10 protein-coding genes are annotated in these 14,051 nt (G+C 47.4%); 6 read left to right on the top strand and 4 right to left on the bottom strand.

Features of this window, described 5'->3' with window-relative positions; genetic code table 11:
- Nucleotides 1-173: 173 nt before the first annotated feature.
- Both ACTIE6_RS03315 and ACTIE6_RS03310 read right to left on the bottom strand, forming a co-directional pair.
- Complete coding sequence (locus tag ACTIE6_RS03315) at nt 174-2,441, bottom strand: aconitate hydratase (protein WP_439555277.1); 2,268 nt, start codon at nt 2,439-2,441, stop codon at nt 174-176.
- Between the two features lie 55 nt (nt 2,442-2,496).
- Nucleotides 2,497-5,268: a bifunctional aconitate hydratase 2/2-methylisocitrate dehydratase gene (locus ACTIE6_RS03310; RefSeq protein WP_439555276.1), complete on the bottom strand. Its 2,772-nt coding sequence runs from the start codon at nt 5,266-5,268 to the stop codon at nt 2,497-2,499.
- A gap of 329 nt (nt 5,269-5,597) precedes the next feature.
- On the opposite strand from ACTIE6_RS03310, the gene topA reads away from it, so the two are divergent.
- The 4 genes from topA to ACTIE6_RS03290 all read left to right on the top strand — a co-directional run bounded on the left by topA (nt 5,598) and on the right by ACTIE6_RS03290 (nt 10,870).
- Complete coding sequence (topA, locus tag ACTIE6_RS03305) at nt 5,598-8,027, top strand: type I DNA topoisomerase (protein ID WP_439555275.1); 2,430 nt, start codon at nt 5,598-5,600, stop codon at nt 8,025-8,027.
- Nucleotides 8,028-8,101: 74 nt separating this feature from the next.
- Nucleotides 8,102-8,794: an SIR2 family NAD-dependent protein deacylase gene (locus ACTIE6_RS03300; protein ID WP_439555274.1), complete on the top strand. Its 693-nt coding sequence runs from the start codon at nt 8,102-8,104 to the stop codon at nt 8,792-8,794.
- Between the two features lie 3 nt (nt 8,795-8,797).
- The gene (locus tag ACTIE6_RS03295) at nt 8,798-9,679 is read left to right on the top strand and encodes a bifunctional 5,10-methylenetetrahydrofolate dehydrogenase/5,10-methenyltetrahydrofolate cyclohydrolase (RefSeq protein WP_439555273.1); all 882 of its coding nucleotides are present in this window, start codon (nt 8,798-8,800) and stop codon (nt 9,677-9,679) included.
- 135 nt (nt 9,680-9,814) lie between these two features.
- Nucleotides 9,815-10,870, top strand: coding sequence for a helix-turn-helix domain-containing protein (locus tag ACTIE6_RS03290; protein ID WP_439555272.1), 1,056 nt, complete (start codon nt 9,815-9,817; stop codon nt 10,868-10,870).
- 7 nt (nt 10,871-10,877) lie between these two features.
- On the opposite strand, the gene ACTIE6_RS03285 is transcribed toward ACTIE6_RS03290, so the two are convergent.
- A complete protein-coding gene (locus ACTIE6_RS03285) occupies nt 10,878-11,657 on the bottom strand; it encodes a hypothetical protein (RefSeq protein ID WP_439555271.1) in 780 nt (259 codons plus the stop codon).
- 37 nt (nt 11,658-11,694) lie between these two features.
- Entirely contained in the window at nt 11,695-12,693 is a 999-nt protein-coding gene (locus ACTIE6_RS03280; RefSeq protein ID WP_439555270.1) for an AMP-binding protein, read from the bottom strand.
- 118 nt (nt 12,694-12,811) lie between these two features.
- On the opposite strand from ACTIE6_RS03280, the gene menB reads away from it, so the two are divergent.
- Nucleotides 12,812-13,636, top strand: coding sequence for a 1,4-dihydroxy-2-naphthoyl-CoA synthase (gene menB / locus ACTIE6_RS03275; RefSeq protein ID WP_439555269.1), 825 nt, complete (start codon nt 12,812-12,814; stop codon nt 13,634-13,636).
- A gap of 42 nt (nt 13,637-13,678) precedes the next feature.
- The coding region (locus tag ACTIE6_RS03270) for an EVE domain-containing protein (protein WP_439555268.1) at nt 13,679-14,051 on the top strand (373 nt) is incomplete at its 3' end.

Here is a 14,051-nt window from a genome sequence, read left to right as displayed (position 1 = left end):
CGGCTTTTTCACCTCGGCTTTCGGCTGTCGGCTTTCGGCTTTTTGATGTTGAGATGTTGGCTTTTATAGACTCAAATTAAAAAAGGCCGAAAGCCGACGGCCGAAGTCAAAAAAGCGAAAAAGTCACGCAGTTACCCTGCGTGACTTTTTCGCTTTTTTGAAATTAATTCTCCTTACGCTCCCACCGACTTCCTGATAATATTCAGTGCTGAGCCTGCTTTAAACCATTCGATCTGTTGTTCATTGTATGTATGGTTCACCGGGAATTCGTCGGTGGTACCATCATTATGATGCAACACGATGGTTAGTGGCTGACCTTCGGCGAATGTTTCCAGTCCTGTGATATCAATGGTATCGTCTTCCTGGATCTTGTCGTAGTCGGCATTGTTCGCAAAAGTCAATGCGAGCATACCTTGTTTTTTCAGGTTGGTTTCGTGAATACGGGCAAAAGATTTGGTTAAAATGGCACGTACTCCCAGAAAACGTGGCTCCATTGCCGCGTGCTCGCGGGACGAACCTTCACCGTAATTCTCGTCCCCTACCACGATCGTACCGATTCCATGTGCTTTATAGTCGCGCTGAACTGCGGGTACTTCGCTGTACTGGTTGCTCAGCTGGTTTTTTACTTCATTGGTTTTCTCATTGAAGTAGTTAACCGCGCCAATCAGCATGTTATTGGAGATATTATCAAGGTGACCACGGTATTTCAACCACGGGCCTGCCATTGAAATATGGTCAGTTGTACATTTACCTTTTGCTTTGATCAACAGCTTCAATCCTTTCAGATCCGTTCCTTCCCATTCAGGGAATGGAGCAAGCAATTGCAAACGATCGGACGTCGGACTTACCAGCACTTGTACCTGGCTCGGATCCTCTGCCGGTGCCTGGTAACCAGCATCTTCCACTGCATAACCTCTGATCGGAAGTTCCAGTCCACTTGGTTCGTCCAGCATAACTTCTTCTCCGTCTGTATTCACCAGTTTATCGGTGCGGGGATCAAAAGTAAGGCGACCTGCAATCGCCATAGCAGTCACAATTTCAGGTGAAGCAACGAAAGAGTGCGTGTTGGGATTACCATCGGCACGTTTTGAGAAGTTCCTATTAAATGACGTAATGATTGAGTTTTTCTCGCCTTTTTCAGCGCCATGACGCGCCCACTGGCCGATACACGGTCCGCAAGCGTTTGCAAGAACTACGCCGCCGATCTGCGCAAATGTATCCAGGTAACCATCGCGGTCCACTGTGTAGCGAACCAGCTCAGAACCCGGCGTGATTGTATATTCAGAACTCACTTTCAGCCTTTTGTCAACTGCCTGCTGTGCAAGCGAGGCTGCGCGGCTTACATCTTCATAGGAAGAGTTGGTACACGATCCGATCAGTCCCACGGAAAGTACCTCAGGCCAGCCGTTTTCCTTCACTGCAGTAGCAAATTTGGAAAGCGGCCAGGCCAGATCCGGCGTAAATGGTCCATTAATGTGCGGTTCCAGTGTAGAAAGATCCAGCTCGATCAATTGATCATAATAGTTGGCTGGATTTGCATACACATCATCATCAGAGCGCAAATGTTGTTGAACTGCATCAGCAGCGTCAGCAACATCAGCCCTTTCGGTAGCACGCAGGTACGCGGCACTTCTTCTGTCGTAAGCGAAGATCGAAGTGGTAGCGCCAATCTCAGCTCCCATATTACAGATCGTTGCTTTTCCGGTTGCCGAAATGCTCTCTGCACCATCACCGAAATATTCTACAACATATCCCGTACCGCCTTTTACAGTCAGCTGGCCTGCAACCCAAAGGATTACGTCTTTCGCAGCTGTCCAGCCGCTCAGTTTTCCGGTTAGCTTCACACCGATCAAACGCGGCATTTTCAATTCCCAGGCCAGTCCGGACATTACATCCGAGGCATCGGCACCGCCGACACCGATCGCGATCATTCCCAACCCACCCGCATTGGGCGTGTGAGAATCCGTACCGATCATCATACCACCCGGGAATGCGTAATTTTCAAGTACTACCTGGTGAATAATACCCGCGCCGGCACGCCAGAAACCTAGTCCATATTTATTGGAAACAGAAGAAAGGAAGTCGTAAACCTCCTTGTTCTTGTCAACCGCATTCTTCAAATCCTGTGTAGCACCTACTTCCGCCTGGATCAGGTGATCGCAGTGTACAGTCGAGGGAACTGCGACCTGTAGCCTTCCGGCCTGCATAAATTGTAAAAGGGCCATTTGGGCAGTTGCGTCCTGCATTGCTACGCGATCGGGAGCAAAGTCCACATATGACTTCCCGCGTTCGTAGCTCTGAGAAGGCGTTCCCTCCCACAAATGGGAGTACAAAATCTTCTCTGCCAAAGTCAAAGGCCGCCCTACAACTTTACGGGCAGCTTCTACTCTTTCTTCCATGCGGGCGTAAACGCCCTTAATCATATCCAAGTCAAATGCCATATCTCTTATATTATTGCTTATACATGCACAGTTCTCAACAATTGTACCACAAATGTTATCTGCTCAACTGTTTCACCGGAGGCGCAAATTTGGTGAGGTCAATACCCACAACTGCTGCCTTGTATTCATCCACATTCGGAATGCGGCCCAGGATCGCGGATAGCACCACTACCGGCGTAGAAGCCAGCAGCGACTCTCCTTTCTTGCGTTCTGAATCTTCAACAACCCGGCCCTGGAACAAACGCGTTGATGTTGCCAGTACCGTATCACCTTTCGCTGCCTTTTCCTGGTTACCCATGCAAAGGTTACAACCCGGACGTTCCAGGTACATCATATTTTCATATTCTGTACGCGCTGCAACTTTCGGTGCATTGTCGTCGAATTCAAACCCGGAGTATTTCTGCAATACATCCCAGTCTCCTTCTTTTTTCAATTCCTCAATGATGTTATAGGTAGGTGCTGCAACCACAAGCGGCGCATTGAACTCAACTTTACCCTGCTGCTCTTCCAGATTTCTGAGCATTTGAGAAACAATCTTCAAATCACCCTTATGCACCATGCAGGAACCCACAAATCCAAGGTCAACCTTCTTGTCATCTCCGTAGAAAGAAATCGGGCGGATTGTATCGTGGGTATATCTTTTCGATACGTCTTTATTATTCACATCCGGATCTGCAATCATCGGTTCGATAATCGCGTCGAGGTCGATCTCAACTTCTGCATAATATTTCGCATTCGCGTCCGGCACCAGTGCAGGCTTCTCACCTGACTTGATCTCAGCAATGCGTTTATCCGCTTTGTTGATCAATCCCTGCAGAACTTGCTTGTGGTTCTCCATTCCCTTGTCGATCATAATCTGGATCCTGTTTTTCGCAATTTCCAGTGATTCGATCAAGGTATCGTCTTCCGAAATACAGATAGAAGCTTTCGCTTTCATTTCGGCAGTCCAGTCGGTAAATGTAAATGCCTGGTCAGCAGGCAGCGTACCCAGATGCACTTCGATAATGCGACCCTGGAATACGTTCTCGCCTCCAAATTTTTGAAGCATTTGCGCCTGTGTGGCATGAACAACGTCGCGGAAGTCCATATGTTCTTTCATTTCTCCCTTGAAAGTCACTTTCACCGATTCAGGAATCGGCATGGAAACTTCGCCGGTTGCCAGTGCAATTGCCACGGTTCCCGAATCAGCTCCAAATGCAACTCCTTTTGACATTCTTGTATGAGAGTCACCACCGATGATGATTGCCCATTCGTCCACGGTAATATCATTCAATACCTTGTGGATTACATCCGTCATCGAGTGGTATTCACCTTTCGGGTCGCGGGCAGTAATCAAACCGAAATCATTCATAAACTTCATCAGCTTAGGAATATTCGCCTGCGCTTTCTTATCCCAAACCGAAGCAGTGTGACAGCCGGATTGGTAGGCTCCATCTACAATCGGAGATATGGTTGTTGCCGCCATGGATTCCAGTTCCTGCGCGGTCATCAATCCCGTAGTATCCTGCGATCCCACGATATTTACTTCCACACGAACATCCGAACCGGCGTGCAGCACTTTACCGGGGGTAGTACCAACCGCATTTCTGTTGAATATCTTTTCAACCGCAGTCAAACCTTGTCCTTCATTCGAAATTTCCTTTGAAGCAGCGAATACCGGAGTCGGTTCAATGCCCAATATTTTCGCCGCAACAGTCTGGATCTTTTTACCAAATACAATGGCGTACGATCCGCCGGCGCGGATAAATTCCTTTTTCTGAGGCGTAAGCGCTTTTGAAATATCAATAAGCTCCTGGTCGCCATTATACAGTTTCTTTGTTTTTGTATTAATGGTCAAAACAGTGCCGGTAGCTACTGAGTAGACTTCCTCCAAAATAGGATCGTTGTTCTCATTGCGAACCACATTCCCGTTCTCGTCCACTTTCTTCACCCAGTTTTTCAGGTCGATACCAATACCACCTGTTACGTCCACCGTCGTCAGGAAGATCGGAGAGATACCGTTGGTACCGCCTACAATCGGAGCAATATTTACAAACGGAACATACGGACTTGCTTGCTTACCAGTCCAAAGCGCCACATTATTTACACCCGACATCCTCGATGAACCTACGCCCATCGTACCTTTCTCGGCAATCAGCATCACGCTCTTGTCAGGATGCTCTGCCTGCAACGCTTTGATCTCGCGCTGAGCCTGTGGGGTGATCATGCATTGGCCGTGCAGCTCACGGTCAGAACGCGAATGCGCCTGGTTTCCGGGAGAAAGTAAATCGGTCGAAATGTCACCCTCGCCGGCGATAAACGTAACGATCTTGATTTCTTCCGGTACTTCTGGAAGTTTGGTAAAAAACTCTGCTCTTGCGTAGCTTTCCAGGATTTCTCTTGCGATCTCATTGCCGCTTTTGAAAGCATCTTTGAGACGGTCTGTGTCTGCATCGTACAGGTAAACCTGCGTTTTCAGTACCTCCGCAGCCTGTTTTGCAATAAACAGGTCTTCACCCAATGCAAGGTCGAGCAACACACCAATGGAAGGCCCGCCTTTCATGTGCGACAGCAGCTCAAATGCAAATGCAGGTGATATCTCGGCAACAATGGATTCTCCAAGAATGATCTCTTTCAGGAACCTGGCTTTTACGCCGGCTGCACTCGTGGTACCTGGTAATGTATTATAAATAAAAAATTTAAGTGAATCGGCGCGGTGTTCATTTTCTGAATCTTTGATCTGGGCGATGATCTCTCCCAGCAATTCTGCGCCATCAATCGGCTTCGGATGAAGCCCCAGGGTTTTTCTTTCTTCAATCTCTTTAATGTAATCCTGATAGATATTCATGATGAAATCTTTTCAATGTTAAAGGCAGTATATGATGCTTAATAAAACGGGCGAAAGTACGAATTTACCCAATATACGCAGGGCCGTCAAGCGATTTTCGACGCTATTTAGCATTATTATATACTACTGGTACATATTGATAACCCGGCTCCATTTCTTTTTGTTCTCGCCTTATCTTTAATTCATTCGTTATTTAAAACATCTGACAGGATTGCTCCGCTCCTACCCTTATATTTTGCCTCTCCTTTTCCCGCAACTTTGATTTTTTGTTCGATTCTACCCTATATTTGGACGTTCAAAGTGCTACCAGATTCCTTAAATCCAAAACTATGTCGAAAAATCTGGTGATCGTAGAGTCACCGGCGAAGGCCAAAACCATTGAAAGTTATTTAGGGCAGGATTTCACGGTCAAGTCCAGTTTCGGACACGTCCGCGACCTTCCCGAACATGATATGGGCGTGGATGTTGAGCATGAATTTCAGCCATCATACGAGATTTCGTCGGACAAAGTCAAAGTCATTTCCGAGCTTAAAAAGCTGGCCAAAGGCGCAGAAGTGTGGCTGGCAACGGATGATGACCGCGAAGGAGAAGCAATTTCATGGCATTTGAAAGAAGCATTGGGCCTGCCTGACAACACTAAACGCATTGTTTTCAGGGAGATCACCAAAACTGCATTGCAGAATGCTATTGCAAAACCACGCGTGATTGACGCAGACCTTGTTGACGCACAACAGGCACGCAGGATACTCGACAGATTGGTGGGATACGAACTTTCACCGGTACTTTGGAAAAAAATCAGAATTGGAAAATCGAATCTTTCAGCGGGTCGCGTGCAGTCTGTTGCAGTGCGGATCATTGTTGAAAGAGAGCGTGAAATAGATGCATTCAGAACAAAGAACAGCTACAAGGTCACTGCCCACTTTGACCTCGGAAACGGCAAGGTGCTCAATGCAGAGCTTCCCAAAAGCTTTTCTACCGAAGACGACGCCGTTAAATTCCTCGAAAGATGCATCGGCGCGGAGTTCTCCATCAAAAACCTTGAAGTAAAACCAGCTAAAAAGACACCTGCTCCCCCATTTACTACTTCTACATTACAACAGGAAGCTTCCAGAAAGCTCAGCTTTTCAGTTGCCCAGACGATGACAGTTGCACAGCGGCTGTACGAAGCTGGTAAGATCTCCTACATGCGTACGGACTCTACCAACTTGTCGGAAGAAGCTTTGGAAAAAGCACGAGTACAGATCACGAAAGAATACGGTCAGGACTACTATAACAAACGCGTTTTTAAAACCAAATCAGAATCGGCGCAGGAAGCGCACGAGGCTATTCGGCCTACTGATTTTTCGACCTTGTCGGGCAGCAGCGACCGTAACGAGCAGCGCCTTTACGAGTTGATCTGGAAACGGGCGATCGCCTCCCAGATGTCGGACGCCCAGCTTGAACGTACCACGGCTACGATCGGCATTTCAAGCACGTCGGAAGAGCTGGTGGCACAGGGTGAGGTGATCAAGTTCGAAGGTTTCCTGAAAGTATACATGGAATCCAGCGATGAGGAAGGTGACGAGGAACAAAAAGGAATGCTGCCGCCATTGAACATCGGCCAAAAGCTGAACCTGGCAGATATGAAGGCAACGGAGCGTTTTACGCGCAACCCGCCGAGATATACCGAAGCGAGCCTTGTTAAGAAGCTGGAAGAAATGGGTATCGGCCGCCCGTCTACTTACGCACCTACGATCTCGACAATCCTGAAAAGAGAGTACATTGTAAAGGAAGACAGACCGGGTACAGAAAGAGAATTCAAAGAATTTACACTTGCCGGTGACCAGATCAAAAGCAAGGTAAATAAAGAGATATATGGTTCTGAGAAAGCCAAGCTTTTTCCAACCAGCACCGGAATGGTCGTAAATGATTTCCTGGTAAGCCACTTCCAGGATATTATCGATTATTCATTTACTGCGAGCGTCGAAAAAGACTTCGACCATATTGCCGACGGACAGCTGGCCTGGCGCCAGATGATCAAGAACTTTTACACGCCATTTCAGAAAAAAGTAGCTGAGGCCCGGGAAGAAGCAATTGACAAAAGCCTGACTTCGCGCGAGCTGGGCGAAGATCCCGCTACGGGCAAGAAGGTATCTGTTCGCATTGGTAAATACGGACCTTATGTGCAGATTGGCGATGTGGAGGACGAGGAAAAACCGAAGTTTGCAAGTCTGCAAAAGGGACAGCTTATGGAAACCATCACGCTGGACGAAGCTTTTGAACTGTTTAAGCTTCCGCGGACAGTGGGATTATATGAGGACAAAGAACTGGTGGTTAACATCGGAAAATTTGGACCTTATGTGAAGCACGATGGTAAATACTACTCGCTGCTGAAAACCGACGATCCAATGGCGGTAACCGAAGACAGGCTGGTAGAAATCATCGTACAGAAACGCTTGCAGGACAGCAGCCGCACAATCAAGGAATTCTCAGAAGACCCGGATTGCAAAGTACTTAATGGAAAATACGGACCTTATATCGCATTTGGTAAAAAGAATGTAAAAATCCCGAAAGGAACAGACCCGGCTGCACTGACCTACGAAGAGATTGTAAAGCTGGCCGCTGAAACACCTGACAAGCCAGCAGGACGCGGGTTCAAAAAGGCCGCACCGAAAGCAGCAGCAGAGAAAAAGCCAGCCGCCGAAAAGAAGCCCGCAGCCAAGAAAGTGACCGCAGAGAAAAAACCAGCGGCCAAGAAAGCAACCAAAAAGGCTTCATAAAAGCATTTCAGCTGACATTCGTGTCCATTCGTGCATTCGTGGCAAAACAAAACACACATTAAACCGCCAAAAGAATGAAAAAGCTAGTAGTACTCTCCGGAGCGGGAATCAGCGCAGAAAGCGGTATCAGTACCTTCCGCGACAATGGCGGCTTGTGGGACAACTATCGGATTGAAGATGTAGCCACGCCCGAAGCCTGGGCAAGAAACCAGGAACTGGTGCTGGATTTTTATAACCAGCGCAGAAAGCAAGCATATGAAGTGAAGCCGAATGCGGCACATTATGCATTGGTTGAGCTGGAAAAGCATTTTGATGTCAGCATCATAACCCAGAATGTAGACAATCTGCACGAAGTGGCGGGCTCTTCAAATGTGATCCATTTGCACGGAGAATTGTTCAAATCGCGCAGTACCAAAGATCCCGGGCTGGTTTACCAGATGGATTCCTGGGAGTTGAAGAACGGCGATTTGTGTGAACTTGGAAGTCAGCTTCGTCCGCATATTGTATGGTTTGGCGAAGAAGTACCGATGATGGAGAAAGCGATCGATGTGACTGAAACTGCGGACATTTTCCTGGTTATCGGAACTTCACTCGCAGTGTACCCTGCCGCTGGTCTGGTACATTACGTAAGACCCGGACAGCCCATTTACATCATCGATCCTGCCCAGCCTGATATCCGCCTAAAACCGAACATGGTTTTCATTCAGGAAAAGGCATCAACAGGAATGGAAGTTTTGACGAAACAATATTTATTATCAGATCAATAGCGAATGCAATTACTTGACGGGAAAGCCATATCCTCCCAAATTAAAGCTGAAATCAAAGAAGAGGTAGAAAAGTGGGTGGCCGGTGGCGGCAAAAAACCCCATTTAGCTGCTATACTGGTAGGGACTGACGGTGCAAGCGAAACTTATGTAGCCTCCAAAATCAGAAGCTGCGAAGAAATCGGCTTCTCTTCTACCCTCCTGCGTTTCGAGCCTACCATTTCAGAAGCGGAGTTGCTGGAAGCAGTCGCGTCGCTGAACAACGATCCTGATGTGGACGGATTTATCGTGCAACTTCCATTGCCCGCGCATATTTCAGAAAATACGATAATGGAGGCAGTTGATCCGGCCAAGGATGTGGACGGTTTTCATCCGGTAAATGTCGGCAAAATGTGCAAAGGACTTCCTGCGTACATCTCGGCAACACCTTTTGGTATCCTTGAAATGATCATCCGCGCCGGCATCGAAACGAGCGGAAAGCATTGCGTGGTAGTTGGCCGCAGCCAGATCGTGGGCCTGCCGATGAGCATATTAATGCAGCGTAACAGCTACCCGGGCAATTGTACGGTGACGATCACGCACAGCAAAACACAGAACTTGAAAGAGATTTGCCAAAGCGCCGATATCCTGATCGCAGCATTGGGAAGAGCCGATTTTATTAAAGCAGATTACGTGAAAGAAGGCGCTGTGGTGATCGACGTGGGCATTACCCGCGTAGTCGATCCTGCGAAGAAAAGCGGATACTCGATCAAAGGCGACGTGGATTTCAACGATGTGGCACCCAAAGCCAGCTACATTACCCCGGTACCCGGCGGTGTCGGATTGATGACGATCTGCGGCTTGCTTACCAACACTTTCAAAGCTGCTAAGAAGGAGATTTATTCCTGAGTTTTATAAAAAACAGGTTTTCTAAACCGGATAACTGCATTCCTCCGTCAGGCCGCATTATCCGGTTTTTTGTTGTGCTTTTTGTTTTTTGCTAAAAGATTTGTCAATTAGTAGCGGATTTAAATTGACCAGTTTATGAGCATTGTAAGCAATAACATTAAATATCTGCGCAGACTTAACGGACTGACACAGGAACAATTTGCACGCAAAATCGCTATTAAAAGATCATTGCTGGGTGCTTACGAAGAAGCCCGCGCCAATCCGAATTTAACTAATCTGAAAAATATAGCAGCTTCGTTTGGCATTACAGTCGACAACTTGCTAAAAAACGACCTGAGAAAACTAAGGGAAACACCGGATATGTCGCTGCCGCTTGCGCAGCCCAAACCCATGACGGTCTCGCATTCAGGCAATGTAGCTACGCCAACTCAGCAGCGCGCTGCATCTTATGCAGAACCGCAGCCGCTGGCCAAAGTAATCGAACAATTTCAGCAGCCTGAACAGCCTTTGCGAATGGTATCGCGGCAGGTTAACCTTAAACCGATCAGCGGAGAAGCTCCTCCGCAGCAGCCCGCGCGGAACATACAATACCAGCAACCGGAGCCGCAGCCTGCTTTCAGCAGTGCGCCTGCTAATCAGCTGCCGGTATTTAACAATCAATTTCAGACAGGGCAGTTTAATTCGCAGCCGGGAGAGCGGCCAACCATTTACCAGAATGTGCAGTGGGTTGCATTGAATATGCAACAGCAATACCTGGCTAATTTCCAGAATCCCGCCTACCTGACCAACCTGCCTTCTTTTCAGTTACCCAATTTGCCGACCGGCTACTATCGCGCATTTGAGGCAGGTGCGGACTATACCTATCCTGGTGCATTACTGATCGGCACATTCGTGCGGAACTGGTATGATATTCACGACGGAATGCAGTACGTTTTCGTGCTAAAAAGTGCTGGTATTATCTGTCGTACTGCATTCAATCATGTAAAAACGTCGGGCTACCTGTTGCTGACTTCTGACAATGGCGCAGCGCCCGAGCTTGAAATTCCCTTGCAGGATGTATTGGAAGTATGGGAAATAAAGGCGTTTGTTAGTCTGCAAATTCCTGCGCCCCAGCCGTCGCTTGAACGCATTTCGCAGCTTGTCGATGAGCTTCAACTGGAACTTAGTCAGTATCGTCAGCAGGACATTTAGCAATACACTAAATTTTGCTAGCCAGTGTGCTAAACAGCGCATCTATTTTGTCTAGGTCTCTGCTTTTTGAGGTAGTTTCTAAAACTGCTACGCCCATTTGATACCACAAACCATCGCCGACTGTGAGGTACTTGCCTCTTTTCAAGGGCTTTGACTCCGATGCATTGTCAGCGACAAACTCGGCCCGGTACACTGTATCCATAATTTTTTGCAGCTGGTCCCACGCAAGCGGGTGAGAAGTGCCGTTGTCTTTGCTAATTGTAAATGCTTTGTTAGCAAAAGATGCTTTCAGGTCAATGCGGCTTTTTTGATCGCCGTCTATTTCAAGGTATGTAAGTTCAAAAGGCTTCTCGCGACCGCTGGCTTCAAAGATCGCCTGCATCATTTCCTGCAAAAAGTAAGACCAACGCTCCTTGTCAACAGGATAAATTGTAACCCGCTTATCATTCTCTTCCAGCTCTATTTCGACGAAATCCTCGTACTCGTTTTCTTCGCGTTTACGGATTGTTTTGGAACTCGTAAAAATTTCCTGAAATTCTTTCAACCAGATTACCGGAACATTTCCTCTCCATTTGTAATCATCGTCAGTGGTAAAACCTTCGTCATAAATTTCGTCTTCCGAAATCTCGTCACGATCTGTGTACCGGAGCTCAAAGTCTACATCGAGCTTTGTTTCTGATACGATATGCAATTTCAATGCATAATAATGCGAAAAAGGCGCGGGTACCACGTCGGCTGTTTCGTACCTGATAATGTAAAGTCCTGGTATTTGAAGATTTTTATCCATTTAAGATGCTGAGACAGTTGAAAAAGACCGGCGTTTGTCAATCTTGCCGGTAGGTGTTTTTGTAAGTATGTTTCGGAGTTTCATAAGCGGAAACCTGCTTCCTTATTTCCTCCATGATCGAGTTTTCACTGACAGATTGCAATTCGCCTTCAATGACCAGCACCAGCTTTTGTCCCAATTTCTGATCAGGTTGCCACCAGGTGAAATGTGCATTGGCGATGTTCAAACGGGCAAATACAGCCGCTACTGCGGTGTCTATTTTATCGAGTACGATTTTTACGCCGCCCGAGTTGATCACGTTATCAGCCCGCCCGATCCATTGAAAAGTATTGCCTTCAATTTCCACAAGATCGTTTGTCTGGACAACCTCGCCATTTGTTACATCGCCGGAAACAAAAAGGCAGCCTCTCTCATCGGTACCTGAAAAAATGCCGGGCAGGAATGTATATCTTGCTTCCTCTTCGGGACAGTTCAACCGGCGTAACGCAATGTGCGAGACTGTTTCCGTCATTCCGTAGCTTTGATAAACGGGTACTTCCAATCCAGCAATCTGCACTTGTAAACCCGCATAGACCGGCGCACCGCCCAGGAGGATTTTACCCAAAGTACTTACCTTATCCCTGGTCTCGGAATTTTCAAAGATACTTGTTAACTGCATGGGTACTAGTGCAGTAAAGTCAAACTGCGCGCCTTCTTCGGTCAACAGGAGGGGATTGGCTGCTGGCTCTGTGATACAGAGTTGCCAGTTGAGTTCCATTCCCCGCACAAGCATCATCAAGCCGGCAATGTACTCGATGTTCAGGCACACCAATGCGCGCGTGCCAGCACCCAGATCCAATGCTTTACCGGTAGCCAGCGCGCTGGTTATCATCTGTTTTCTGGTCAAAACGATCGGCTTCGGCGTACCGGTTGAGCCGGAGGTATGCAGAGTAAATTTGGTTTCACCCGATTTCCATTTGCACATAAAATCATGTGCTTTGCCCAGGTAAACATCCTGCGGCCGCGGCCTCTCCCAAAAATCTGCTGGTAGGAACATCTTATTTGTTTGCTTTTTGAAGGAAACCCAAACAATCAGTATTTTCGCACTTTCTGGTGCAAGAATATCCTTCTTTTCGATTCTTCTTGCCTTCTTTTACTAAAATTTCATTTCAGATATGTCCAGTCAAATTCAATGGGAAACCATTAAAGAATACGAGGAAATCCTTTTTACCATTCACGAAGGAATTGCAAAAATAAGCATTAACCGTCCCCATAAACACAATGCATTCACGCCACTCACAGTAACCGAGATGATCGACGCAATGCATATTTGCCGCGAGGACCCACGGATTGATGTAATTATCCTGACCGGTGAAGGCGGAAAAGCATTCTGCTCGGGCGGCGACCAATCGGTACGCGGCCACGGCGGCTACATCGGCGACGACCATGTTCCCCGCCTGAATGTGCTCGACCTGCAAAAAATGATCCGCTCCATTCCAAAAGCAGTGATCGCAATGGTAGCGGGCTGGGCGATCGGCGGCGGGCACGTCCTACACGTGATATGCGATCTATCGATTGCAGCTGAAAATGCAAGATTCGGACAAACAGGACCGAAAGTCGGCAGTTTCGACGGCGGCTTCGGCGCTTCGTACCTGGCGCGTGTGGTAGGTCAGAAAAAAGCACGTGAGATATGGTTCCTATGCGACCAGTACGATGCTAAGGAAGCATTGGATATGGGTTTGGTCAATAAAGTGGTTCCGCTGGAAGAACTTGAAGCCACAACAGTTGAATGGGCGAAGAAAATCCAGGAGAAAAGCCCGCTATCGATCAGAATGTTGAAAAGCGCATTCAATGCAGAGCTTGACGGACAAGCCGGAATCCAGGAGCTTGCGGGTAATGCAACCTTATTATACTACCTCAGCGAAGAAGCGAAGGAAGGCCAGAAATCGTTTCTTGAAAAGAGAAAACCTGATTTCAGCAAATACCCAAAGTTTCCCTGATTTTGCCCACGACATTTAAAATCAATTACCTGACCAACTAGCATGAATTACTGGCTTATGAAATCTGAACCCAGCACTTATTCCTGGGATCAACTTGTGAAGGAAAAAGAAGGAATGTGGGACGGAGTACGCAATTATGCGGCGCGCAATAACATGATGGCGATGAAAAAGGGAGATCAGGTCCTTTTTTATCACAGCAATGAAGGAAAAGAAGTAGTTGGTCTTGCCGAAATTTCCAAAGAGTACTACCCCGATCCTACTGCCAAAGAAGGTGACTGGGTTGTCGTGAATGTGGTTCCAGTAGTAAAATTTCCGAAAACGGTGACGCTGGCGCAGATTAAAGCTGATGCCAGGTTGAAGGAAATGGCGCTTGTAAAATTATCGAGACTGTCGGTGTCGCCGGTTCGGCGGGAAG

The sequence above is a fragment of the Dyadobacter sp. genome (assembly GCF_051859145.1).
GTDB lineage: Bacteria > Bacteroidota > Bacteroidia > Cytophagales > Spirosomataceae > Dyadobacter.
The sequence above is the reverse complement of the archived record's forward strand: the minus strand, read 5'-3'. Positions and strand labels throughout refer to the sequence as shown.